Origin of the sequence: Alteromonas gracilis (genome assembly GCF_036870955.2) — a bacterium.
GTDB classification, from domain to species: Bacteria; Pseudomonadota; Gammaproteobacteria; order Enterobacterales; family Alteromonadaceae; genus Alteromonas; species Alteromonas gracilis_A.
In genome coordinates this window covers 3,748,485-3,773,072 of record NZ_CP145482.2, presented here as the reverse complement: position 1 = coordinate 3,773,072, position 24,588 = coordinate 3,748,485, and the positions used below count along the sequence as shown (strand labels likewise).

27 protein-coding genes are annotated in these 24,588 nt (G+C 45.5%); 18 read left to right on the top strand and 9 right to left on the bottom strand.

Going from position 1 to position 24,588, the window contains the following annotated elements:
* Positions 1 to 86: 86 nt before the first annotated feature.
* Positions 87 to 2,708: a phosphoenolpyruvate carboxylase gene (gene ppc, locus V6N89_RS18165; RefSeq protein ID WP_346993065.1), complete on the bottom strand. Its 2,622-nt coding sequence runs from the start codon at positions 2,706 to 2,708 to the stop codon at positions 87 to 89.
* 233 nt (positions 2,709 to 2,941) lie between these two features.
* On the opposite strand from ppc, the gene V6N89_RS18160 reads away from it, so the two are divergent.
* The 13 genes from V6N89_RS18160 (at position 2,942) to V6N89_RS18100 (ending at position 15,242) form a co-directional block, all read left to right on the top strand.
* Positions 2,942 to 3,562 carry an FKBP-type peptidyl-prolyl cis-trans isomerase gene (locus tag V6N89_RS18160; protein WP_338518820.1) on the top strand — a complete coding sequence of 207 codons (621 nt, stop codon included), beginning with the start codon at positions 2,942 to 2,944 and terminating at the stop codon, positions 3,560 to 3,562.
* 262 nt (positions 3,563 to 3,824) lie between these two features.
* Positions 3,825 to 5,003 (top strand): enoyl-ACP reductase FabV, encoded by a 1,179-nt coding sequence (gene fabV / locus V6N89_RS18155; RefSeq protein ID WP_346993064.1) that lies wholly within the window; start codon positions 3,825 to 3,827, stop codon positions 5,001 to 5,003.
* A 491-nt stretch (positions 5,004 to 5,494) separates the two neighbouring features.
* Positions 5,495 to 6,835: a Na(+)-translocating NADH-quinone reductase subunit A gene (locus V6N89_RS18150; RefSeq protein WP_338518818.1), complete on the top strand. Its 1,341-nt coding sequence runs from the start codon at positions 5,495 to 5,497 to the stop codon at positions 6,833 to 6,835.
* A gap of 3 nt (positions 6,836 to 6,838) precedes the next feature.
* A complete protein-coding gene (locus V6N89_RS18145; protein ID WP_338518815.1) occupies positions 6,839 to 8,041 on the top strand; it encodes an NADH:ubiquinone reductase (Na(+)-transporting) subunit B in 1,203 nt (400 codons plus the stop codon).
* A complete protein-coding gene (locus tag V6N89_RS18140; protein WP_338518812.1) occupies positions 8,031 to 8,795 on the top strand; it encodes a Na(+)-translocating NADH-quinone reductase subunit C in 765 nt (254 codons plus the stop codon). The genes V6N89_RS18145 and V6N89_RS18140 overlap by 11 nt, the downstream gene beginning before the upstream one ends.
* A 10-nt stretch (positions 8,796 to 8,805) precedes the next feature.
* Positions 8,806 to 9,438, top strand: a complete 633-nt coding sequence (locus V6N89_RS18135) for an NADH:ubiquinone reductase (Na(+)-transporting) subunit D (protein ID WP_014950795.1) — start codon at positions 8,806 to 8,808, stop codon at positions 9,436 to 9,438.
* A gap of 3 nt (positions 9,439 to 9,441) precedes the next feature.
* The gene (nqrE, locus tag V6N89_RS18130; protein ID WP_346993063.1) at positions 9,442 to 10,050 is read left to right on the top strand and encodes an NADH:ubiquinone reductase (Na(+)-transporting) subunit E; all 609 of its coding nucleotides are present in this window, start codon (positions 9,442 to 9,444) and stop codon (positions 10,048 to 10,050) included.
* A 20-nt stretch (positions 10,051 to 10,070) separates the two neighbouring features.
* Positions 10,071 to 11,303 carry an NADH:ubiquinone reductase (Na(+)-transporting) subunit F gene (nqrF, locus tag V6N89_RS18125; protein WP_338518810.1) on the top strand — a complete coding sequence of 411 codons (1,233 nt, stop codon included), beginning with the start codon at positions 10,071 to 10,073 and terminating at the stop codon, positions 11,301 to 11,303.
* Positions 11,304 to 11,429: 126 nt separating this feature from the next.
* Positions 11,430 to 12,470: an FAD:protein FMN transferase gene (locus tag V6N89_RS18120; RefSeq protein WP_346993062.1), complete on the top strand. Its 1,041-nt coding sequence runs from the start codon at positions 11,430 to 11,432 to the stop codon at positions 12,468 to 12,470.
* A 9-nt stretch (positions 12,471 to 12,479) separates the two neighbouring features.
* The gene (nqrM, locus tag V6N89_RS18115) at positions 12,480 to 12,713 is read left to right on the top strand and encodes a (Na+)-NQR maturation NqrM (protein ID WP_159627761.1); all 234 of its coding nucleotides are present in this window, start codon (positions 12,480 to 12,482) and stop codon (positions 12,711 to 12,713) included.
* Positions 12,714 to 12,921: 208 nt separating this feature from the next.
* The gene (gene dinB / locus V6N89_RS18110) at positions 12,922 to 13,992 is read left to right on the top strand and encodes a DNA polymerase IV (RefSeq protein WP_338518808.1); all 1,071 of its coding nucleotides are present in this window, start codon (positions 12,922 to 12,924) and stop codon (positions 13,990 to 13,992) included.
* Positions 13,993 to 14,024: 32 nt separating this feature from the next.
* Positions 14,025 to 14,273, top strand: coding sequence for a DUF1653 domain-containing protein (locus V6N89_RS18105; RefSeq protein WP_338518806.1), 249 nt, complete (start codon positions 14,025 to 14,027; stop codon positions 14,271 to 14,273).
* Between the two features lie 141 nt (positions 14,274 to 14,414).
* Positions 14,415 to 15,242 carry an MBL fold metallo-hydrolase gene (locus V6N89_RS18100; protein ID WP_338518805.1) on the top strand — a complete coding sequence of 276 codons (828 nt, stop codon included), beginning with the start codon at positions 14,415 to 14,417 and terminating at the stop codon, positions 15,240 to 15,242.
* 132 nt (positions 15,243 to 15,374) lie between these two features.
* Here V6N89_RS18100 and V6N89_RS18095 read toward each other — a convergent pair whose 3' ends face one another.
* On the bottom strand, positions 15,375 to 15,593 hold the full coding sequence (locus V6N89_RS18095) for a VF530 family protein (protein WP_338518804.1): 219 nt from the start codon (positions 15,591 to 15,593) through the stop codon (positions 15,375 to 15,377).
* Between the two features lie 97 nt (positions 15,594 to 15,690).
* The gene (locus V6N89_RS18090) at positions 15,691 to 16,425 is read right to left on the bottom strand and encodes a helix-turn-helix domain-containing protein (RefSeq protein WP_338518802.1); all 735 of its coding nucleotides are present in this window, start codon (positions 16,423 to 16,425) and stop codon (positions 15,691 to 15,693) included.
* Positions 16,426 to 16,559: 134 nt separating this feature from the next.
* Here V6N89_RS18090 and V6N89_RS18085 point away from each other — a divergent pair, with 134 nt between their 5' ends.
* The 4 genes from V6N89_RS18085 to V6N89_RS18070 all read left to right on the top strand — a co-directional run bounded on the left by V6N89_RS18085 (position 16,560) and on the right by V6N89_RS18070 (position 19,185).
* Positions 16,560 to 16,937, top strand: a complete 378-nt coding sequence (locus V6N89_RS18085; RefSeq protein WP_338518800.1) for a hypothetical protein — start codon at positions 16,560 to 16,562, stop codon at positions 16,935 to 16,937.
* An 8-nt stretch (positions 16,938 to 16,945) separates the two neighbouring features.
* The gene (locus V6N89_RS18080) at positions 16,946 to 17,746 is read left to right on the top strand and encodes a DUF2145 domain-containing protein (protein ID WP_338518797.1); all 801 of its coding nucleotides are present in this window, start codon (positions 16,946 to 16,948) and stop codon (positions 17,744 to 17,746) included.
* A gap of 10 nt (positions 17,747 to 17,756) precedes the next feature.
* Complete coding sequence (gene yiaA, locus V6N89_RS18075) at positions 17,757 to 18,230, top strand: inner membrane protein YiaA (RefSeq protein WP_346993819.1); 474 nt, start codon at positions 17,757 to 17,759, stop codon at positions 18,228 to 18,230.
* A 115-nt stretch (positions 18,231 to 18,345) separates the two neighbouring features.
* A complete protein-coding gene (locus tag V6N89_RS18070; protein ID WP_338518796.1) occupies positions 18,346 to 19,185 on the top strand; it encodes a class II glutamine amidotransferase in 840 nt (279 codons plus the stop codon).
* 36 nt (positions 19,186 to 19,221) lie between these two features.
* Here the strand turns inward: V6N89_RS18070 and V6N89_RS18065 are convergent, their stop codons facing one another.
* Positions 19,222 to 19,872 carry a substrate-binding domain-containing protein gene (locus V6N89_RS18065; protein WP_338518794.1) on the bottom strand — a complete coding sequence of 217 codons (651 nt, stop codon included), beginning with the start codon at positions 19,870 to 19,872 and terminating at the stop codon, positions 19,222 to 19,224.
* A gap of 70 nt (positions 19,873 to 19,942) precedes the next feature.
* The gene (locus V6N89_RS18060; protein WP_346993061.1) at positions 19,943 to 20,131 is read right to left on the bottom strand and encodes a LysR family transcriptional regulator; all 189 of its coding nucleotides are present in this window, start codon (positions 20,129 to 20,131) and stop codon (positions 19,943 to 19,945) included.
* A gap of 116 nt (positions 20,132 to 20,247) precedes the next feature.
* Here V6N89_RS18060 and V6N89_RS18055 point away from each other — a divergent pair, with 116 nt between their 5' ends.
* A complete protein-coding gene (locus tag V6N89_RS18055) occupies positions 20,248 to 20,763 on the top strand; it encodes a lactoylglutathione lyase family protein (RefSeq protein WP_014950763.1) in 516 nt (171 codons plus the stop codon).
* A gap of 79 nt (positions 20,764 to 20,842) precedes the next feature.
* Here V6N89_RS18055 and V6N89_RS18050 read toward each other — a convergent pair whose 3' ends face one another.
* The 4 genes from V6N89_RS18050 to V6N89_RS18035 form a co-directional block, all read right to left on the bottom strand.
* On the bottom strand, positions 20,843 to 21,484 hold the full coding sequence (locus tag V6N89_RS18050; protein WP_338518790.1) for an MBL fold metallo-hydrolase: 642 nt from the start codon (positions 21,482 to 21,484) through the stop codon (positions 20,843 to 20,845).
* Positions 21,485 to 21,561: 77 nt separating this feature from the next.
* Positions 21,562 to 22,029: a hypothetical protein gene (locus V6N89_RS18045; RefSeq protein WP_346993060.1), complete on the bottom strand. Its 468-nt coding sequence runs from the start codon at positions 22,027 to 22,029 to the stop codon at positions 21,562 to 21,564.
* Positions 22,030 to 22,099: 70 nt separating this feature from the next.
* On the bottom strand, positions 22,100 to 22,861 hold the full coding sequence (locus V6N89_RS18040; protein ID WP_346993059.1) for an APC family permease: 762 nt from the start codon (positions 22,859 to 22,861) through the stop codon (positions 22,100 to 22,102).
* Between the two features lie 61 nt (positions 22,862 to 22,922).
* Positions 22,923 to 24,542, bottom strand: a complete 1,620-nt coding sequence (locus V6N89_RS18035; protein ID WP_431189812.1) for an amidohydrolase — start codon at positions 24,540 to 24,542, stop codon at positions 22,923 to 22,925.
* Between the last annotated feature and the right edge of the window lie 46 nt (positions 24,543 to 24,588).

Here is a 24,588-nt window from a genome sequence, read left to right as displayed (position 1 = left end):
GACTAAATTCAGACGTGCTTAAGAGCAATAAAAAAGCCCGCTACGTTGGACGAAGCAGGCTTTGATGACTTACAGGGTTAGTGTACTTAACCTGTGTTACGCATACCAATGGCAATACCAGCAATGGTAACCATCATTGCGCGCTCCAGGCTGGTATTTTGTGACTCATCATAAGCTTTACGGATACGGTCAAGAAGCTCAATTTGCAGGTAATGCAGCGGTTGCAAGTAACCTGCTCGAATTTCCATAGACTCTTTACCCTGCGGATCGTTCTTCATAATGTCGTCGTCACCGGTAATAGTGAGTAGCGACGAGATACTTTCTTTAAGCTCTGTACGCAGTGCTTCACCAAAGTGCTTAAGCTCTTTCGGCACAAGACGTTCGTCATACGCTTCACTGATACGAGGGTCGGCCTTGTGGAACACCATGTCCAGCATTGATAGACGAGAGCGGTAGAACGGCCATTCACTGAACATTTCGTTCACGACCTTTTCGTTCTCTTCGTTTTTAACGCTATCAATGGCGCGCATTACACCTAGCCAGCTCGGCAATACCAAGCGAGTCTGTGCCCATGCAAAGATCCAAGGAATAGCGCGCAAGCTCTCAATACCACCTTGTGGCTTACGTTTAGCTGGTCGACTTCCTAGCGGTAGTTTGCCAAGCTCTTGCTCAGGTGTGGCAACGCGGAAGTAAGGCACAAATTCTTCATCGTGTCTTACCGTTGCGCGATAGTTATCGCGGCCTTGCGCGGCCATTGCGGTAATAAGCTCGCGCCACTCTTCTTTTGGTGCCGGTGGTGGGAATAACATAGCTTCAATGATGGCACTGGCGTAAATACCCAAGCTGCGCTTAGCCAGCTTCGGCATACCGAATTTGTAGCGAATGGTTTCGCCTTGCTCTGTTACGCGGAAGCCACCTTCTAGCGAGCCTGGAGGCTGCGAATAAATGGCTGCATGCGCTGGCAGGCCACCACGACCAATCGTACCACCACGACCGTGGAACAAGGTCAGGCTTACGTCGAATTCTTCAGCAATGGCAACTAACGCTTCCTGTGATTGATACTGTGCCCAGCCTGCAGCCAGTGCACCAGCGTCTTTCGCTGAATCAGAGTAGCCAATCATAACGAACTGACGACCTTTCACATAGCCGCGATACCAGTCGATGGATAGAAGCTTGCGCATGACATCAGGTGAATTGTTTAAGTCGTCCAGTGTTTCAAACAAAGGCGCAACAGGCATTGGCCAGTCTACGCCACTTTCTTGAAGTAGAAGCTGAACAGCCATGACGTCTGATGGTTCACTTGCCATCGAAATAATATAAATGCCAAAACCATGTTTGCTGTGTTTAGCAATTACTTTGCAGGTATCAAGTACTTCTTTAACGTCGTCAGACGCATCCCATTGGGCTGGGAATAACGGGCGCTTAGAACCTAGTTCACGCAGTAAGAAAGCTTGTTTGTCTGCCTCACTCCACTGTGCGTAATCGCCAAGACCTAAGTAGCGGGTCAACTCACTAAATACATCAGCGTGACGTTCTGAGTCTTGGCGAACGTCAAGACGTAACAAGTGCACACCGAATACGCGGGCACGACGAATGGTGTCTAACAGTAAACCATTGGCAACTACCTGCATGCCGCAATCAAGTAATGACTGATAGCACAGCATCAGTGGCTCAATAAGTTCTTCGTCGTAATTAACCCAGTTAGACGTATCTGGGTTTTTACCTGCTAGGTAGTCACTGATACCGTCACGCGTTGCGACAAAGCGGTCGACTAACGGGCGAAGTAGGGCGCGATAAGGTTCATTGGCATCGCCTACTTTTTCGCGAAGCTCGTCGTTGCAGTCATACATTGACAGCTCTACTTGCAAACGGTCTAAGTCCAAAGCAAACAGCTTGGCTGCACGTTTACGAGCAAGCAATAACACTTGTTCAGTTACCTTAGATGTTACGAATGGGTTACCGTCACGGTCACCACCCATCCATGAACTAAATTGAACAGGAGATGCATCAAGAGGTAATGATACTTGATAGTCTTCATTTAGGCGGCCGTCTAGCTCGCGCATGAAATCTGGTACAGCTTCCCAAAGCGAATTCTCAATAACTGAGAAACCCCAACGTGCTTCATCAACAGGGGTAGGGCGTACCGAGCGAATTTCTTCGGTGTGCCAAGCCTGCGCTATGAGATCTGCAATTCGCGTTTCAATCTTAGTTCGCTCAACATCACTCAATGATTCTTGGTGAATGGCCTGTAAGCAGTTTGCGAGTTCTTTGTGTTTGTGAATTAAAGTGCGGCGCGTTACCTCGGTTGGGTGAGCGGTCAAAACTAAATCAATATTTAGCTTGGCTACTGCTTCTTGCACTTTATCTGCAGTAAGTTCAGCTTTATCTAGGTGTTTGAACAGCGCATCTATCGATGCATCAACATTCATCGCAGCGTTGTATTCTTGTTCGGCAATGTTGCCTAGGTTTAAGAATTGCGCGAAAGCACGGCCGACAGTTAATAAATCGCTGTCAGACATGTTTTTGAAAGTTTCTTTCAGTTCTTCGCTACACGTAGCGTCGCCCTGATAAGACGCTCGGCCGCCCTTTCTTATCTTTTCAATGCGGTCAAGCCATTCTTGACCCAGTTGATTTTTGATAGTTTCACCAAGGGTTTTTCCTAGGTAACGAACGGTGTCTTTTAGTTCAGCATCGTAGTGTGTTTGCATGCTATCCTCCTAGATATATGGTCTTAACCATACTGTGTCCTTCACAACTTGTCTAACCACTTTCGGTTATAATTTACAACATTTTGATACTTTTACACCCATCATAGTATTGCTCAAAGCAAGATAATTTCTGGTGTGATACACTCTTTCACCGGAAAATGCAGAAACATTCTCGCAGCATGCGTTTTGTTTGAAATTTGTACTGCATTTGTAATTAAATTTCAGGAGTTATCGTGACTGATACATTCAATACAGTAGAAACCCAAGCAAGTTACGGCATTGGTTTTCAAATGGGTCAACAATTGCAATCAAATCCTTTCGACGGACTTGCAATTGATGCTGTGGTAGCGGGCCTAAAAGATGCATTCGCAGGTCAAGCGCCTCAGGTTGACAATGACACGCTACGCGACGCGTTCGGTGAAATTCACAAGCGTATGCAAGCTGCCAAAGAAGAAGCAAGCAAAGCGGTTATTGAAGAAGGCACGAAGTACCTTGAAGAAAATGCGAAGCGTGATGAAGTAACTGTTACTGAATCTGGTCTTCAGTACGAAGTGATTGCTGAAGGTGACGGCGACACTCCTGTTGCAGCAAGCACTGTTCGTGTTCACTATCACGGCACACTTATTAACGGTACTACTTTTGACAGTTCTTACGAACGCGGTCAACCTGCTGAATTCCCAGTTGGTGGCGTAATCAAAGGTTGGACTGAGGCGCTTCAACTTATGAAAGTAGGTGCTAAGTATCGTCTACATATTCCACATGAACTTGCCTATGGTGAGCAAGGTGCAGGCGCAGCCATCGCACCTTTCAGCACACTAGTATTTGATGTTGAGCTACTTGACATCCTAGGTTAGTTCGCCTCAAAAGGAGTGCCGCTCGGCACTCCTTTTGATATCGTAGCGGAAAGGTCTTTGCAGAAAAAACGCGCAGCAAAGGTGAACAACGCTCTAGAAAATCTTCAATAAACTCTCTTTTTTCATACCACCTTGCGGTATGGTATAGCCTAATACTCAAAGACTTTTTACAGTGGACCGCACCTTGGTATCTATCTGCTCCGAGTTGTTATCAGTGGCTTCGGCATTACAATAGCGCCATGCTTAAATAAGGAAAATTAATATGGTTATCAAGCCTAAAGTGAGAGGCTTCATTTGTACAAATGCGCATCCCGTTGGTTGTGCTGCGTCGGTAGAAGAACAAATTGCTTATGTGGAAGCAAAAGGCGACTTAGGCGAAGGCCCTAAAAACGTTTTGGTAATCGGAAGCTCTACTGGCTACGGTTTGGCGTCGCGCATCACATCAGCATTTGGCTATGGTGCAAAAACGCTAGGTGTATGTTTTGAAAAGGCCCCTACAGAGCGTAAGACAGGCACGGTAAGCTGGTACAATACTGCTGCATTTCACGATCAAGCAAAAGCGAAAGGCGTATACGCTGAGACCATTAATGGCGATGCGTTTTCTGATGAGATTAAGCACGAAACCATTGAGAAAGTTAAAGCAGAAATGGGCAAGGTTGACTTGGTCATTTATAGCTTGGCGTCACCACGACGAACTGACCCTGAAACTGGCGTGACGTATAAGTCTACGTTAAAACCTGTTGGCCAGGCTTATACAACAAAGACCTACGACACAGATAAAGACAAAGTTCACGAAGTGTCACTTGAGCCCGCAAATGACGATGAAATTCTTAATACTATCAAAGTGATGGGTGGAGAAGACTGGGAACGTTGGATGGACTTCTTACGCGAGGCAGATGTTCTGGCCGAAGGCTGTAAAACAACGGCTTACACCTACATCGGTAAAGAGCTGACATGGCCAATTTACGGTCAAGCTACCATCGGAAAAGCGAAAGAAGACCTAGACCGCGCTGCCGCTGCTATCATCGGTAAAAACAGCGACCTGTTAGTACAAGCCAATGTGAGCTCGTTGAAAGCCCTTGTAACGCAAGCCAGTTCTGCTATCCCTGTGATGCCGCTTTATATTTCGCTAATTTATAAAGTGATGAAGGAAGAAGGTACTCACGAGGGATGTATTGAGCAAATCTTTGGGCTGTTTACCGAATGCTTATTCGGGGATACGCCAACGCTTGATGAAGCCAACCGCTACCGCATGGATGGCAAAGAGACCAACGATGCCACACAAGCTAAAATAAAAGCCATTTGGGATGATGTTACCCAAGAAAACTTCCACGATGTGAGTGACTACAAAGGTTACCATCATGAGTTTTTAAAATTGTTTGGATTTGACATTGAAAGTGTAGATTACGAGCAAGATGTTGACCCAATGGTTAATTGGTAACCCCTAAATACCATTAAATATTTTGTAATTAAGCCGTCTCATATGACGGCTTTTTTTCGTTTTGTGCTTCCCATGACGTCAAAATGCGACCAAAGGTTTACATTAAATTGTAGAAAAATTTGGCTTTATTCTGAATTTGCGTGGCACAAACGTATGGGTTAATGCTAAAATCCCGAAATTAAGTAGGGGGCTTTCTACCCGCTACCAAAACAGCAGTAGCGATTGCAGGACACAACAATAAAAACAAGTGTTTATTTCTGCTGGTGGTCTATATAAATAGAGCGAATTAAAAACGCTCGCAAATTGGAATGAATGATTACGGCTTCATAACAGGCTGACCGTAGTGATGCTGACCAAATGTTTTACAGCAAGTTCCGACAATCAATAATTAAGGTGTTTAACACCTGTTAATAGTGCGTTTTTGCATGCTGACAGGCAGGTTTTCTGCGGTCATGCAAAAGGGTATTTCTATTAGAGTAGTGCGATTACATATGATAAAAATCAAGAAAGGTCTCGACCTCCCAATTGAGGGAGCGCCGAAGCAGGAGATTGCTGATGCAACTTCTGCAACGCGCGTTGCCATTCTGGGAGAAGAATATGTGGGTATGCGCCCTACCATGCACGTCCAAGTTGGCGATGTAGTGAAGAAAGGTCAGGTGCTTTTTGAAGACAAAAAGAATCCTGGCGTTAAATTCACTGCTCCAGCAGCGGGTGAAGTGGTAGAGGTTAACCGTGGTGCAAAACGTGTTCTTCAGTCTGTAGTGATCAAAATGAACGGCGACGACGCTGTTTCTTTCGATACCATTGCAGCTGACCAGATCGCGAGTGCTTCACGTGAGCAACTTCAATCAATCCTTGTTGAATCTGGCATGTGGACAGCGTTGCGTACGCGTCCATTTAGCAAGTCTCCAAAGCTAGATTCTGTCCCAAGTTCAATCTTTGTTACAGCAATGGATACTAATCCACTTGCAGCAGATCCTGCTGTAATTATTGCTGAGCGCCAAGACGATTTCGTAAATGGTCTTAAAGCGTTAGCGCAATTGAGCGGTGGCAAGACATACGTTTGTAAAGCGGCGGGTGCTTCTGTAGCAACTGGCGATGCAGCGGTAGATGTTGAAGAATTTGGTGGTCCTCACCCTGCGGGCTTACCAGGTACACACATTCACTACCTAGACTCTGCTGGTATGAACAAAACAGTGTGGCACATCAACTACCAAGACGTTATGGCGATTGGTGCATTGCTGACAACAGGCCAGTTAGATAGCCGTCGTGTTATCTCACTTGCAGGTCCTGCTGCCAAGAACCCTCGTTTAGTTCGCACAGTGATTGGTGCTGACTTAACTGAGCTTACTGCCAGCGAGCAAGTGGACGGTGAAGTACGTGTTATCTCTGGTTCTGTACTTAACGGTACAACTGCAATGGGTGTTCACGGTTTCTTAGGTCGTTTCCACACCCAAGTTTCACTATTAAAAGAAGGTCGCGAGAAGAAGCTGTTTGGCTGGATTACTCCAGGTTCAGATAAGCACTCAGTGACTCGTGCTTACCTAGGTCACCTAGGAGGCAGCAAGAAATTTGATATGACAACAACTACCAATGGTTCTGAACGTTCTATGGTTCCAATTGGTAATTACGAACGCGTTATGCCCCTAGATATCATTCCTACGTTACTGCTTAGGGACCTGATTTCTGGTGATACTGACGGTGCTCAGACGTTGGGTTGCTTAGAGTTGGACGAAGAAGATTTGGCATTGTGTACCTATGTATGCCCTGGCAAATACAACTACGCTCCTATCTTACGCGACTGTTTGACCACGATAGAGAAAGAGGGTTAAGTCATGGGTTTAAAAGCGTATTTAGAAAAAATCGAACCAAACTTCGAACCAGGTGGTAAGCATGAAAAGTGGTATGCGCTTTACGAAGCAGCGGCGACCATTTTCTATACCCCAGGTAAAGTGAACAAGGCTAACACGCACGTGCGTGACAGCATTGACCTTAAACGCATCATGATCATGGTATGGATGGCAACATTCCCAGCTATGTTCTTCGGTATGTATAACATCGGCCTTCAAGCGCAAGACGCGATTGCAATGGGCGCAGGTACATTACCTGATACGTGGCAAGCAGGCCTATTTGCTGCTCTAGGCGGTGACTTGGCAAATGCAGGTATACTAGGCTTATTCTTCTACGGCGCATGTTTCTGGCTGCCAATCTACGCGGTAACGTTCGCAGTGGGTGGCTTCTGGGAAGTATTGTTCGCCTCTGTACGTAAGCACGAGGTTAACGAAGGTTTCTTCGTAACGTCAGTACTATTTGCATTGACGCTTCCGGCTACTATTCCTCTATGGCAAGTTGCGCTAGGTATTACCTTCGGTGTTGTAATTGCTAAAGAAGTATTTGGTGGTACAGGTCGTAACTTCCTTAACCCAGCACTATCTGGTCGAGCATTCCTATACTTTGCGTACCCTGCACAAATTTCAGGTGACCAAGTTTGGGTAGCTGCAGATGGTTATTCTGGTGCAACGTCTTTAAGCCAAGCGGCTTCTGGCAACCTTGACTACGCGAACATGGATCAGTGGATGAACAGCTTCATCGGTACTATCTCAGGTTCTGCGGGCGAGGTGTCTACCCTTGCTATTATTCTTGGTGGCTTGTTCATCATGTATATGCGTATAGCAAGCTGGCGCATTGTTGCTGGTGTAGCGATTGGTGTAGCGTTCTTCGCAACCTTGCTAAACCTTATTGGCAGCGATACTAACCCTATGTTTGCAATGCCTGCACATTGGCACTTTGTTGTTGGTGGCCTTGCTTTTGGTATGTTCTTTATGGCGACAGACCCAGTTTCTGCGTCGTTCACAAACCAAGGCAAGTGGGCTTACGGTATCTTCATTGGTTTCATGACGGTACTAATCCGCGTCCTAAACCCTGCCTTCCCAGAAGGCGTAATGTTAGCAATTCTATTTGCTAACCTGTGGGCGCCATTGTTCGACTATTTTGTCGCACAAAGCAATATCAAGCGGAGGGTAGCACGTGTCGGCTAAGAAAGAATCTTTAGGCAAAACGGTAGGTATTGTTGTTGCCGTATGTTTAGTTTGTTCAATTGTTGTGTCTGGCGCGGCTGTTGGTCTTCGCTCTTTGCAACAGACAAACGCCGCTCTTGATAAGAAGAGCAACATCCTAACAGCTGCTGGCCTATACGAAGTAGGCATGAGCAATAGCGCGATTGAAAGCACCTACGGTGAGCGAGTAGAGCAACGTTACGTTGATCTTGATAACGGTACATTCGTTGAAGCGCCAAGCGAAGACTACGATATGTACAAAGCGGCCAAGGTAACTGAGACAAGCACTAAAGTGGAAGGCAGCAATGTTGGTTTCCAACGTCGTCCTAACGTAGCAAGTGTTTACTTAGTACGTGATGGAGCAGGTGATGTATCTCGTATCATTCTTCCTGTTCACGGTAGTGGTCTTTGGGACCTTATGTACGGTTTCTTAGCGTTAGATGCAGACGGCCAAACGGTTCGTGAGCTTATCTATTATCAGCAAAAAGAAACTCCAGGACTTGGTGGTGAAGTGCAAAACCCTGCATGGCAGGCAAAATGGGACGGTAAAGAGCTTTACGAAAATGGCGAAGTGGCTATTCGTGTAGTGAAAAATGCTAACCCTAGCAATCCTCACACTATTGATGCGCTTTCAGGTGCAACCCTAACCAGCAACGGTGTTGAAAACACAGTGCGTTACTGGGTAGGCGAGCAAGGCTTCGGCCAGTTCCTGAAGAACCAAGCATGGCGTTCATAAGGGAAGTCTCATGGCAGATACTAAAGAAATGAAAAAGGCCCTCTTTGGGCCAATCCTGGACAACAACCCGATCGCCCTTCAGGTACTAGGGATTTGTTCAGCACTAGCTATTACCACTAAGCTGGAAACAGCATTGGTTATGTCGCTTGCGCTTACTAGCGTTGTAGCGTTCTCAAACTTGTTTATTTCACTAATTCGTAACCAGATCCCATCTAGCGTTCGAATTATTATCCAAATGACCATCATTGCGTCATTGGTAATCGTTGTTGACCAAATCTTGAAAGCATATTCGTATGAAATTTCGAAACAGCTGTCGGTATTCGTTGGTCTAATTATTACCAACTGTATTGTAATGGGTCGTGCAGAAGCCTACGCCATGAAGAGCCCACCTCTAATGAGCTTCCTTGATGGTATTGGTAACGGTTTGGGTTACTCTTTCATTCTAATTGTCATCGGTACAATTAAAGAGCTATTTGGTTTCGGTACTATCTTAGGTTTCGAAATCCTTCCACTGGTTCAAAACGGTGGCTGGTATCAGGGTAACGGTTTGTTAATCCTACCATTCAGCTCATTCTTCTTAATCGGCGGCATGATTTGGTTTATCCGTACTATCCGTCCAGAGCAAGTAGAGCCTAAGGAGTAAGTCATGGAACATTATTTGTCGTTATTTGTTCGCTCAATCTTCGTTGAGAACATGGCGTTATCACTTTTTTTAGGTATGTGTACCTTCTTGGCGGTATCTAAGAAAGTTAAAACTGCTATGGGTCTTGGTGTTGCCGTTATCGTAGTACTAGGTATTTCTGTACCTATTAACCAAGTTATTTATGTAAACATTCTTGCTCCTGGCGCATTGGCTTGGGCAGGTTTCCCTGAAGCTGACTTAAGCTTCCTTAACTTCCTAACGTTTATCGGTGTTATCGCGGCACTGGTTCAGATTCTAGAGATGAGCTTAGACAAGTTCTTCCCAGCGTTGTACAACGCACTAGGTATCTTCCTTCCGCTAATTACCGTTAACTGTGCAATCTTTGGTGGTGTGGCGTTTGCGGTACAGCGCGAATACAACTTCACAGAAAGCATTGTATACGGCGTAGGTAGTGGTATGGGCTGGGCACTAGCAATTGTATTGCTAGCGGCAGTACGTGAAAAGCTGAAGTATGCTGATATGCCTGATGGTGTTCGTGGTCTTGGTTCTGTATTCATGATCGCGGGTCTAATGGCACTTGGCTTCCAGTCATTCACTGGTATTCAGCTGTAATTAAGCTCGGGAGCGACTAAATGAATAATATTGAGATATATCTAGGCGTCGGCATGTTCATTGCCATTGTATTGGCGCTTGTATTTATAATCATGTTTGCCAAGTCTAAGTTGGTACCGACAGGTGACGTAACAATCACTATCAACGGTGACCCAGACAAAGCAATCAAAACAGCACCGGGTGGCAAGCTACTTGGTGCCCTTGCAGACGCAGGTTTCTTCGTATCATCAGCGTGTGGTGGCGGTGGCTCATGTGGTCAGTGTCGTGTAGATGTACACTCTGGTGGTGGTGAAATTCTACCTACAGAGCTTGACCACATCACTAAAGGTGAAGCACGCGAAGGTTGTCGTCTTTCATGTCAGGTTGCGGTTAAGCAAGACATGGAAATCGAACTTGAAGAGTCTGTATTTGGTGTTAAGAAGTGGGATTGTGAAGTTATCTCTAACGATAACAAAGCAACGTTCATCAAAGAACTTAAGCTTAAAATTCCAAATGGCGAGAGCGTTCCATTCCGTGCGGGTGGTTATATTCAAATTGAAGCGCCTGCGCACCATGTTAAGTATAAAGAGTTCGATATTCCTGAAGAATATCGTGGCGACTGGGAGCGTTTCGGGTTCTTTGACATCGAGTCAAAAGTTGACGAAGAAACAATTCGTGCATACTCAATGGCGAACTACCCAGAAGAAGAAGGCATTATTATGCTCAACGTGCGTATCGCTACGCCGCCGCCTAATAACCTAAGCCTACCTGCAGGTAAGATGTCATCGTACATCTGGAGCCTGAAAGAAGGTGATAAAGCGACTATCTCTGGCCCATTCGGTGAATTCTTCGCGAAAGACACTGATGCAGAAATGGTATTCGTTGGTGGTGGTGCTGGTATGGCGCCAATGCGTTCACACATCTTTGACCAACTTCGTCGCTTGAAGTCTGACCGTAAGATCAGCTTCTGGTACGGTGCTCGTTCACTTCGTGAAATGTTCTATGTAGAAGATTTCGATGAGTTAGCAGGCGAGAACGACAACTTTGAATGGCACGTAGCGCTTTCAGATCCTCAACCAGAGGACAACTGGGAAGGTTACACAGGGTTCATTCACCAAGTACTTCTAGAGAACTACTTGAAAGATCACCCTGCGCCAGAAGATTGTGAGTTCTACATGTGTGGACCACCTATGATGAACGCAGCCGTTATCAACATGCTTAAAGACTTGGGTGTTGAAGACGAAAACATCATGCTAGATGACTTTGGTGGTTAATCTGCCGCTTACAACTAGCAATTAAGAATATTTAAAAGGGGCGCAAGCCCCTTTTTTATTCAAGTTGATCCAAAGTCCCATAAGGGTAGGGTCTAAGCTGTATGGAAATGAATTAAGGACAACAACGTGGTTCGATTTGCTTTGCGAATTTTTTTGGCAGTAGTCGCCATTGGTATCTTGTTGCTTGCCAGCTGCAGTGATGAGCAGCGCCCAGTGGTGCATCTGCAAGGGCAAACTATGGGAACAACCTATAACGTTAAATATCTTGTTGATGAAAAAGAGACAGACGCCGTAGATGCCAATGCACTGCAAGCTGAAATAGATGCGCGCTTGGTGGACGTAAACAAAATGATGTCTACGTATGATCCAACGTCAGAGCTATCTCGCTTTAATCAATATCGCTATACCGATAATTTTGCAGCATCGCCAGATACATTGGTGGTAGTGAACGAAGCGCTCCGCCTTGCTCGTCTAAGTGGCGGCGTTCTGGATGTAACCGTTGGACCTTTAGTCAATTTGTGGGGGTTTGGCCCTACTAAACGGCCTGAGAAGGTGCCTACACAAGCTGATATTGACGAAATAGCAGATTATGTGGGTTATGCGAAACTTTCTACAACGCCAACTATTCTTAAGAAGTCACACCCTATGCTTTACGTCGACCTATCGACCATTGCTAAGGGCTTTGGTGTTGACGAAGTTGCTGAAATATTGGAACAACGCGGTATTGAAGATTATCTTGTTGAGATAGGCGGAGAAATGCGAGTGCGCGGCGAGCGTGGTGATGGAAGTGAATGGCTTATAGCAATAGAAAAGCTTATTACTACTGAACGTGCGGTGCAAAAAGTTGTGTCTATTGGGACCAATGCAGTGGCGACATCGGGCGACTATCGTAACTATTACGAAGAAGATGGAAAGCGCTATTCGCATTTGATCGATCCAACGACGGGCTCACCTATTTCACACAACTTAGTGTCGGTGACGGTGGTTCATCCTTCGTCAATGACAGCAGATGGACTTGCAACTGCATTTAACGTGATGGGTTGGGAACAAGCTATTGCGGTAGCAGAGCAAGAACAACTTGCCGTTTTTCTCATTCGTCGCACATCAGAAGGTTTTGACGAGTACGCATCGCCAGAATTTGATAAACTGGTGACGGTTCATAATTAGGGGGTAGCAATGTCTACATTCATTCTTGCGTTTGGTTTCTTTCTTGCCATGGTTTTAGCCATGGCGGTAGGTTACTTGGTACAGAAAAAATCTATTTCTGGCAGCTGCGGTGGCCTTGGCGCGCTTGGTATAGAAAAGGCATGTGATTGCCCTGAACCATGCGATCGCAAAAAGATGCGTATGGAAAAAGAAGAAGCGCGTCAGAAAAAGCTAAACGAATGGAAGCAAAATCAAATTTTGTAGCACCATATATAAGTTAGTGTGACTAATGCAAAGCGTCGCTAGGGGGTCTCAGCGGCGCTTTTTGTTTTAATTGCAAACGCTGACGAGTATGAAGAATCACTTTCGATGAAGCTTATTCTAAACAGAGTAGTGTAATTTAACGGCTTTAATAATATACTGTCTATTTGTACAGTTTTGCGCAACGTAGCGTTAATAGCAAAGGCAGGTTATGCGAAAAATTATCCACGTCGACATGGATTGTTTTTACGCCGCAGTGGAAATGCGCGATAACCCCGCTTTGCGTGATATTCCCATCGCCATTGGAGGCAGCTCTGATAGACGGGGTGTTATCTCTACCTGCAACTACCCCGCGCGTAAATTTGGTGTGCGCTCTGCTATGGCCACGGCTTATGCCATGAAATTGTGCCCAAATCTTACTTTGGTAAAGGGACGAATGGAGGTCTACGCCAATGAGTCACAGAAAATACGTAAGATTTTTTCTGACTACACAGACCTAATAGAGCCACTCTCTTTGGATGAAGCTTATCTAGACGTTACCAACAGCCAGTTTTGTGGTGGTAGCGCCACGTTAATGGCAGAAGAGATAAGAGCGCGCATTAAGCGCGAGCTGGGCCTTACTGCTTCTGCAGGTGTTGCACCTTGTAAGTTTGTTGCAAAGGTTGCCAGTGACGAAAACAAGCCTGATGGCATTTGTGTAATTACCCCTGACAAGCTCGATACCTTTGTAAGAGAAATGCCGCTTAAAAAAATACCCGGTGTGGGCAAAGTCACGATGCAAAAGCTGCAGCGACTAGGCCTAACTACCTGCAATGACGTAAGGCAATACCCGTTCGAGCGCATTCAAAAGGAATTGGGTAAGTTTGGCAGTGTATTATGGGAGCGTGCCCACGGTATTGATGAGCGAGAGCTTTCGGTTTCTAGGGAACGTAAATCAATAGGGGTTGAAAGAACACTCAGTGAAGATATTCACACCTTGGATGAGTGTAACGCGTTCTTACCTCATCTTTTCGAAAAGCTTCAACAGCGCATGGACAACCATAGCAAACGTACCGGAAAACCTGTACGTTTGCGCACACAAGGGGTTAAGCTTAAGTTTAACGACTTTCAACTGACTACCGTGGAGCATCGTCATGCATCACTCGATGAGCAATATTTTCATGCGCTTATGGAAGAGGCATTCGAGCGTGCACAAGGCCGCGGTATTAGATTAGTCGGGCTTCACATTGGACTGGCGGCAGAGCAGTCAACCCAGCAGTTAATGCTGCCTTTCGATTATTAACGTCAATTACAACAAACACTACAGGACTTCAAATGAGCCAAACACAACTAATAACCCCTGGGCGCTACAAACACTACAAGGGCAACCTGTATGATGTTTATGAGGTGGCTACGCACTCAGAAGACGAAAGCAAGCTAGTAGTCTATCGACCATGCTATGGCGAAAAAGCGCTGTGGGTGAGACCGTTGGCAATGTTTGTTGAAACCGTTGAACGAGACGGTAAAGTACTTCCTCGTTTTGCCTATGTTGGCGACATTCCAAGCGGTGAAAAAATGTTCTAACCATGAAATTAGGTCATAGTGTTAAGGGTCTTATATAAAAAGCTTCAAAAACAAGAACCGATAAAAAAGGAAAACACAATGAAAAACGCCCTTAGCTTGAGATAGCTCGCATTAAGTACGCTTCTGGCGACAAGCTCGCTAGTGACTCTTTCTCCAAACCTTGCGCAGGCTCAAGATAGGTTTGCTAACGTTAAGGTTAAAGCAACAGCAATTAAGGGCTCTGTGCATATGCTAACAGGCGCTGGCGGCAATATTGGCGTATCGGCAGGTGAAGATGGCGTGCTAATAATTGATGATCAGTTTGCGCCATTGGCTGAAAAAACTGCTGCGCAGTTAGGTCAGTTGGGAAGCGATAAGCCCAAATTTGTGATTAATACACACTATCATGGCGACCACACTGGCTCTAATGCGTTCTTCCATAGCCATAAAGGCGCAACCATACTAGCCCATGAAAATGTACGTGTGCGTTTGGCTGACGATGAAAAAGTAGAGCCTGAAGCGCTGCCTGCAATTACCTACGAAGACGGCATAAAAATCTATTTCAATAATGAAACCTTGCACGTAATGCACCTTGCCGTTGGTCACACCGACGGTGATAGCGTTGTATGGTTTGAGCAGCCAAACGTATTACATACGGGCGATTTATTCTTTAATGGATTGTTTCCCTATATTGACCAAGGTGCAGGTGGAAATGTTGTGGGCTATATGGACTCTGTAAGCCAACTGCTTGCGAAGATTGATGATGAGAAAGTGATTATTCCGGGCCATGGCGGTTTGAGCAATAAAAAGGAATATGCCGCCTTTTTGAATATGATCAGTGAAACATTTGACTATGTAAAAGCGCTAAAGCAAGCGGGTAAATCCCTTGATGAAGTGAAATCACAAGGCCTTGAAGCGAAATGGCAGAGCTGGAGCTGGGCATTTATCAATGAAGAAAAGTGGATAGCCACCTTGTATGACGACGCGTAGGTCAATAATAGGGCGCGTTATTGAATTTGATAAAGTCGAAAAGCAGGTGAAACAGTGTTCTATTGTTTCACCTACCTACATGCGGTAAACGTGAATGTTAATGGCCTAGGTTTTTGACGAAAAGCCCACTTTTTACTTGGAAAAAGTCTGTATATACAGCTGCTCTACCTTGTCTCTCGCCCACTGGGTTTTTCGTAAAAATTTTAGTGACGACTTAATTGATGGGTCGTTGCTAAAACAGTTTATTTTTATGCGGTAATACAATCCGTCCCAACCATACTGTTCATACAGTTGTGTCACTATTTTTTCTAACGTAAGCCCGTGTAGCGGATTGTTTGGCTGCTTGTCCATATCTAAATGTTATGTCGTTATAAATCTAATTGTTAGTTTATCACGAAATTGCCACATCTGATGAGTTGTTCATTGTTTGTTTAGCCCCTCAACTGCACTACTTGCGACGCATATTCTCAAATAACGAGGGTTCCCAAGGCCGCATTGCCATAAGTAAGCCTATATGCTGTCGCTCCTCTATGGGAACTGCATTATCTTCGCTGCTTAGCTTGGCCGCTTCTTGACGCAGCTGTTCTAGTCTGCGTTTAATAATAGCGACTGAGGATGGGGAGTAGCGACCACGAAGATATGAGCGAAACATCCAAGGTTCATTCTTTTTAGGGGCCATGAATTTTACCATCACTTCATTTTCCATAAATTTCGCCAACGGCCCACCTGGGATCCATCTAAAATCTTGAGCAATAAGCAACTTGTAACGGTTGTTGGGCAGCAACTCAATGAGTTTGAGCTTATCAAGCGTTGTCATTAATTTAATGCCTTCGACTTCTTCAATGTCGTAGTGCGTAATAAGCTCTTCAAAACCCCATCCATCTCTCACACATACAGCTGCAAGTAATAATTTTGGGTTCTCTAACAGCGTCAATTCTTGTTCTTCAGAAAGCTGAGATATTTTTTCTTGTTGCGCCTGTGACAGCTGAAACAAATCGCTCAATGACAGCTGCAAAGACTCACAGATTTGCTCTAGCTTATCCAAACTAAATGCTTGAAGGGAGAAATTACGCTTAACGCTGGCCTCGCTTACATTAAGGGAATTTGCAAGTTGTCTGTAGGTAATGCGCTGTTCGCGTAAACATTGCTTAAGGGTATCGTAAACAAGACTAATTTGGCTCATGGTATTAATTTTTAATACTTGTGGTGTAATTTAATACTACATTATTTGTTGCGGTTTACGAAAGTTGTTCTTGTGCCTAGTGTAAGTGTTGTCGAAAGCGATAAAACTAGCTTTCAAATTTAGGAGCAAGTGATATGAAACATACACGTTTAACATTGATGTTACTGACAGCACTTTTTGGCGGAGTTGGTATCAATACTGTTCATGCTGACGATTCTATTACCCATAGCGCAAAGGCAAGCAAGCATAGTGTGCTTGCAGCGTCTGAAGGGTTGGCTTCTACTGCTACTGTTGCCAGTGCCGTTGTAGCAGCCCCTATTATTGTTACTGGTAGCGTTGTTGTAGCAACGGGAAGCGTAATTGCTGAAAGTGCCGAGTCGATTGCAAGAAGTGCACATACTCATTCTGAAACAGCGAGTCACAATGGCCCTTTGGTGATAACTGAAACCATAATAACGGCAGAACCCGCACCAAACAAAGTCAAAGTAACCACCACCACAACCACGCGATAGGTGACACTATGAAACGCGTTTTATTATTAATAGTTATGATTGGCGCAGTGGTTTGTGGGCACGCTTATGCGGGGAGTGAGCAAACTGGCAAACCTAGCTTTACTCCCGAAGCCATTGCGCATTTTTCGAAATCTGTAGAAAAGTATGCGGCTAGCGAAGGGGCTCGCGCCTTCATTATTGCCAGACGTGGGCGCCCTGAACAAGAGTTACCTCAAGGTATTCGGTTCACGCACACCGCTATCGCCATTTACTCAAACATTGAATTAGACAATGGCGATATCGCCAAGGGTTATGCAATTCACAATTTGTATCAAGATGCAGAACATCAAGATGTGAGTCACTTAATTACTGACTATCCCGTTGACTTCTTTTGGGGGGCATATGCATTAGAAGCGGGGCTCATTATACCCTCTAGTGATGTACAAGAGGCCCTTATTGATATGTACGCACAAGATAAGGCAAAGCAAGTACATAACCCTCGTTATTCTGTTATCGCTAACCCTTTTAATAGTCAACGACAAAACTGTACCGAATATACATTGGACGTAGTTAACGCCGCGGTGTATTCCACCACCAATATTGCGCAATTAAAGGCTAATGCCAAAGCGTACTTTTTGCCGCAGAAAGTGCATATGAGTCGAGCAAAACTGGGTTTAGCTAGCATGTTTAGTAAGGGGGTGACAACGCGAGATCACGGCAGAAAAATTGAAACAACCACGTTTGGAAGTTTAGCGCGCTATATGGATAAGTATGAACTCGCTACTCAAGCCGTTGTTTTTAAACAAGACGGTAAAACGGAAATTCTTTAGGAGAGTAATGATGCAATCAAGTTTCAAACCAACCAAAGCTTTTCGCATCGCGTCAATTGCAGCGCTTATTGTCGGTGTCGGGGCCTATTTTATTGGGCTCTACAACGCGCCTATGGCACTGAATGAAAAGGGATATTATTTCACAATTATGTTGTTCGGCCTTTTTTCAGTGATCAGCTTACAAAAAACGGTTCGTGACAATATGGAAGGCGTGCCAAGTACCAAGGCTTACCTTGTGGCGTCTGGTGTCGCCGTAGTCAGTGCAATAGCACTATTAGCTATCGGGCTTGTGAATGCAGAACTCTTACTTAGTGAAAAAGGCTTTTTTGCAATGGCATTTACGCTGAGTTTATTTGCTGCCATTACGGTACAAAAAAATGTGCGTGACAGCGCTGCATTTGAATCATGCGACCATAAGAATACGGATAGCAGTAAGCGAAGTGAACACGTCGTTGAGGTGACAACGCCGAAGGCTAAAGCCTAGCTAGTAGAGGCTATATGCGCACGGTGAGTTTTCTCGAATTGATTAGTGCGCGCACCTTGCGTATCCTCAGCGATACGAGATGTAAGAAGTAGCGTGCAAAGAGGCAAGATTAGCAGTGTGTGAACTATTGGGCATGAGTGCCAACACCCCGACAGACTTATGTTTTAGCTTTACAGGTCTTACCCGCCGAGGAGGCGAAACGGGGCCGCATAAAGACGGTTGGGGTGTCGCCTTTTACGAAGGCAAAGGCGTACGAATGTTTCACGACCCAGAGCCTTGTGCTACATCACCCATTGCCGATTTTGTGTCTACCTTACCCATAAAAAGCAAAAACGCTATTTGTCATATCAGGCAAGCCAACGTTGGCAATATTAATCTCGCTAATACTCATCCATTTACCCGTGAATTGTGGGGGCAATATTGGGTGTTTGCCCACAACGGCCAATTGCCCAGTTTCTCGCCTTGTAGCGGCGTTTATGAAGCAGTAGGAGACACCGATAGCGAAGCGCTGTTTTGCGATATTATGAATAACGTAAGGCAACACTTATCGCGGGATGCTGCGCCGCAGCAGCTAGCACAAACGTTAGTGGGCTTGGCAAAAGCCTACGCTCAGCAGGGCGTGTTCAATTGTCTTTTGAGTAACGGAGATTGGTTGTTCACGTTTTGTAGTACCAAGTTGGCCAGTATCACTCGACGGGCGCCTTTTGGCCCTGCGTGTTTAAAAGATGTTGAAGTAGAAATTGATTTTGCGGCTGAAACCACGCCTAAAGATGTCGTCAGTATTATTGCCACTGAACCGTTAACCAACGACGAACAGTGGGATATATATGAACGGGGTGAATGGAAACTATGGCGAGAAGGCGAAGTGATTGCGTCGGGGAAAGTGGGCGTGCCAGAACACAAAAAAGAGTCTGAAATGGTCTCGCCTGACCCCGCACTTCATCAGCCCAGCTAACTGTGCCTGGTAGCCTCTGAGGACATCAACAGTTCACTATGCCAGCACGTCGCTCAGTGTTTGCTTTATCAATTGATAGCGAGCAGGAAGTGCGCTGTGGGGTGTTTGCACACAGTAAAGCGGCTCAGTAACAGGGTGCTTAGCTTGGTAGACATGCAGTTTCTCGGCCACCGATGAGTTCAATAGGGTGCTAGTGGGCAAAACAGTAAACCCGAGCCCCATACTGACTGGCACGAGTATCTGCGATAGCTGGTTAATATACCCAGAAATGGGCAGCTTATTTGGGTTCATATTATGCAGTCGCGCTTCACCGCAGTCTTTACTGAAACGCTGCATGTAGTACATAGCGTCTGGGTGATTTATCAAACCAAGCTGGTTGAGTAGTGCATCAATAGGCACGTTTTCGTCGGTACTTTTACACGGCATCGCCGCTTTTTTGGGCAAGATTAAGCCTAACGGCTCTTCACCCACATAAGTGCTGTCTATATCTTCAGCGTTAGGGTCGTTAGTGACAATACCAAGTGCAATACTATTTTCTCTTATTCCTTTTAACAGGCTTTGTCGCGGAGCCACTTCTACATGAATGCTAAGTGCAGTATGCTCAGATTGCAGCGCAAGTAATGCAGGGTAAATACGCTGTGCAATCGCACCAGAGCATCCTACAACACATCTGCCTTCATACGGCATATCAAACTGTAAGCTTTCAATAAACGTTTGTTCTTTTTGAGTTTGTGCTATGGCGTACTCATAGACACGCTTAGCCTTGTTCGGTTAGCTGAATACCTTTTCCCAGTCTAATGACAAGCTTGCATCGACAAGCCTCTTCGAGTTTTTTCAGGTGCTGACTCACTCCTGGCTGGGTCATAAAGCGCTGTTCAGCGGTGCGGGTAAAATTGCCAGTTTCAACTAAGCTAACAAACGTATCTAGCCACGTAGGGTTGATCATTGCTATAAATTTAAATTATTGAATTAAGAATTAATGATAATTTCAAGTTTGCTCTGTGTCTAGCTACCATAATCACACTTTCAATTAAGCAAACAAACCCTCGCAAGGAGTGAGTTATGACAGAAGCAGTAAAGACACCGTATCCGCGTACGTTTTCGCACATAGGTATTTCGGTTCCTGACTTAGAAGCCGCAGTAAAATTTTACACAGAAGTGCTGGGTTGGTATTTGATCATGAAGCCTACCGAAATTGTAGAAGATGACTCAGCTATTGGTGAGATGTGTACTGACGTATTTGGCCCAGGTTGGGGCAAGTTCCGTATCGCTCACTTGTCAACGGGTGATCGGGTAGGGGTTGAGATTTTCGAATTTAGTAACCAAGAAAACCCAGAGAACAATTTTGAATATTGGAAAACAGGGATTTTCCATTTCTGCGTTCAAGATCCTGATGTAGAAGGGTTGGCAGAAAAAATTGTTGCCGCAGGTGGTAAAAAACGTATGAAAGCACCGCGTTACTATTACCCAGGTGAAAAGCCATATCGCATGATTTACATGGAAGACCCGTTTGGCAACATCTTAGAAATCTATAGCCATAGCTATGAATTACACTATGCCAGTGGCGCTTATGAATAAGAGTAAATAAAAAAGGGCGAGATGTTGAATCTCGCCCTTTGTGTTTTTATCGCTTTTTATCAAGTGTATAACGCGAACGTTAGCCAAACCTGCCAGACACATAAGGGTTTGACGCTTTTTCTTTCGCCACCGTTGTTGTCGGGCCATGGCCGGGATAAATAGTCATGTCGCCGGGCAGCACCATAATCTTCTGTGTTATGGAGTCAATTAACTGCTGATGGTTTCCTTGAGGAAAATCGGTTCGGCCTATTGAGCCTGCAAAAATAATATCGCCGACGATAACTTTATTGCTACTGCGCTCTACCAGTGCAACATGACCAGGTGTGTGCCCAGGGCAATGCAACACCTCAAGCGTTAAGCTGCCCAGCGTGATGGTATCGTTGCCGTTTAACCAGGTTTGTGGCGTAAATGGCTGCGCTGGTGGGAATCCAAACATTTGGCTTTGCTGCATTAGTGCATCTAGCCAAAACTTATCGCCAACATGTGGGCCAATAACAGGCACTTCATAATGCGCGGCAATGGCAACCGTGCCGCCTACATGGTCGAGGTGGCCGTGGGTTAATATGACTTTTTCAATTTCCACATTATGCTTTGACGCCGTGGCAATTAGCTTTTCAGTTTCGCCACCTGGGTCAACAAATGCACCTTTCATGGTGGATGCGTCCCATATTAGTGAGCAGTTTTGCGCAAAGGGTGTGACGGGTATAACGACAATTTCCACGTAAAAAACCTTTTTCTTAAATCACTATTTAGGCGGCATTATACATTGCTTATACATAGCCGCATAAATGCAGCCTGTTATTTGGCGGCGCTTCTGCTGCATGCTATATAAAGCACTGCGCCAACGAGTAGCTCTGCGACCAAAAACAACCAAGCATTGGTTGCAGATTGCGTTACTGACCATATACATACCAGCAGCGCTATCCATGGCATTGCCCGTTTTATAATGTTGGGCGAGTGGGTTAGCTGTCGCTGCGCTTTAATAAGCACGACGACGCACATTGCGTATACCACAAGCCTGGCCAGCACGCTGGCAATTGCCAGCCATACAAAACTGCCGCTTAACGCCAACACTCCGGCGAATACACCTAATACGATTACCGATATGTGTGGTGTTGCGTAGCGTGGGTGTACCCTTCCTAATCCATTTTTACCCAGCTTGCCGGGAATAAGCGATTGGTGGGCCATCGAATACGTCAGTCGCGATGTAGATATCATATTGGCTAATAAGTTTCCTGCCACCGATACGACAGCGGTGAGCGTCATAACTAATGCGCTAGGTCTCACCAAAAATAATATTCGCCAAGGTGATAAGTGGCGCATTTTCTTGTGAGGCTTATTGCGGCTGTGTACCCACCGTATGCCAATACAACCACTGAACGCAGAAGTAAAACAGCGCAATCCCCGCCACGGTAAACATTAATGCGCGTGGAATTGTTTTCTTTGGCGAATTTGTTTCGCCGCTCGTTACTACTACAGTTTCAAAACCTATAAATGCATAGAGCGTGAGCAGCGCGCCAGCTGAAATGGTATCAAGGGCGGGTACCACTACGGCGTTATCTTCAGTTGATAGCAAGGTGTCGCCATCTAGCTGCCAATAACCCACAGCAATAAGCACAACAAAAGGGAGTAGCTTAACCAATGACAGTGTATCTAATGACCGCATTGCTGCTTTTAAGCCAACAATGTTTACAGTAATCAACAAGCTGGTAATGCCTATGATAGCAATGGACTTGCCTATACCTGTATTGAGTTCAGGCCACACATACCCTGCATAAAGTAAGAGCACGTGCATATTGGCGGCAATGGCAGTCGCTCTTGCTAAGTAGTAAACAAAGCCGGTTTGAAACGCAGCAGCGTCGCCAAACCCTCTTCTCGCATAAATCACTGGGCCGCCTGTCTCTTGATACAAGATGGCGAGTTGTCCAAAGCACCAAACGATGGTGAGCATAAGGAAGCCAAAGATCAAAAATATGTAGGGGCTAAATGCGCCTAGCTCGGCGGACATTTTAGCGGGAAGTGCAAAAATACCAGCACCAATAAGACCATTTAACACAAGTAAGGCGGCACCTATGCCGCCAATACCTCGGCTTAACAAGCTTAAGCACTTGAAACAGAATGCTGCATAGAGATCTAGTTGCTTTCAAACACTTTATCGCTTAAGCAACGTATGTTGCCAGCACGTGCGTCTTCCAGATATCTTGTGCATCAATGGTAAAAATATCTTGGTCAACAAGTATGAAATCAGCCCACTTTCCAGGTGTTAGCGTGCCAAGGGTATCCTCCATGTGCCCAGCATAGGCAGCATCAAGCGTAAATCCCTTAAACGCTTGCTCAATGGTCAGCGCTTCATGAGCGTACCAACCTTTTACTGGCTGGTTATTGCGGTCTTGGCGGGTAACCGCTGCATGGAGACCGTAGAAGGGGTTAGCAAGTTCTACAGGGAAGTCAGAGCCCAGCGGCAACGCTATACCTGAATCAAGCAGTGTCTTCCAGGCGTAGGCACCTTTCATTCGGTCTTTTCCAATGCGATCCTCAGCCATGTTTTTATCACTTGTTGCGTGAGTGGGCTGCATAGAAGGCAGTACTTTCAAAGAGGCAAAGCGAGCAAGGTCGTCTGGCGCAATAACCTGTGCATGCTCAATGCGATTACGAAGCTCGCTACCGCCAATGGCGTCAAAAGTAGACTCAAACTCGTTGAGTGCAACATGGTTAGCTTTATCGCCAATGGCATGGTAGTTAAGCTGGAACCCGGCGCCAATGACGGTTGTGAAAAGCTGCGTCATATCTTCAGGCTGTGTTAACAGCAAACCATGTTGATGTGGAGCATCTGAATAGGGCGCTAATAGCGCCGCTCCTCGGCTTCCAAGGGCACCATCACCGTACGCTTTTACTGAGCGAATATAAATAAAATCGTTTTTATCGCGAATAGGGCCGTTGCGTAACATGGTTGATAATTCTGGGTCGGTTGCGCTCACCATGGCATAAATTCGTACAGGTAGGTCGCCCTCAACGGCTTCTTTTAAGTAGAAGTCATACACGTCTCTACCTACGCCTGCATCGTGCATTGACGTGATGCCATTTGAAAGTAAGTGCTCACCTGAGGCTTTGAGTTGCTGCTCATAAATAGCGTTGCTTGCTTTGGGAAGGTATTCTTCGATTAACAATGAAGCGTTGTCGATAAATACACCCGTTGGGTTGCCGTTTGCGTCTTTTATAATCTCACCACCCACGGGAGATTCTGTGTCTTTGGTAATGCCTGCCAGTTCCATTGCTTTGGAGTTGACCCAAGCAGCGTGTCCATCAACACGGGTAAGAAATACTGGGCGGTCTGATACAACACTGTCTAAATCTGACGCAGTGGGGAATGCTCTGTCTGACCACAATTCTTGGTTCCAGCCACGCCCGGTTATCCAGCTTTGCGTTTTATTGGCAAACGCGTAATCAGCTACCATGCTGGCGGCGTTTTGTGCACTTGTACTGTCACGCAAGTTTACCTCGAGCAAATTTGCGCCAAGACCAAGCAAGTGCCCATGGGCATCAATAAGCCCAGGAAGCATCACTTTTCCGTCACCATCGATAGTGCTATTGATATCATATTTGGCGTTGTCTTTCTCAGGTGAGATATTTAGCGCTATAACTTTGCCGTTATCCATCACCAAGTTCGAAAAGGTCATGAGTTTGCCGTCATTATCTAGCGTGTAGCCTTTAACATTATCAACCAAGGTCGCGGCGTGGGTAACACTCGACAAAGAGCCCAAACACACGCTCAATGCCATAAAAGACATGCGCGCTAGACGAGAATGTGCTGTTGTTAGGTTTTTT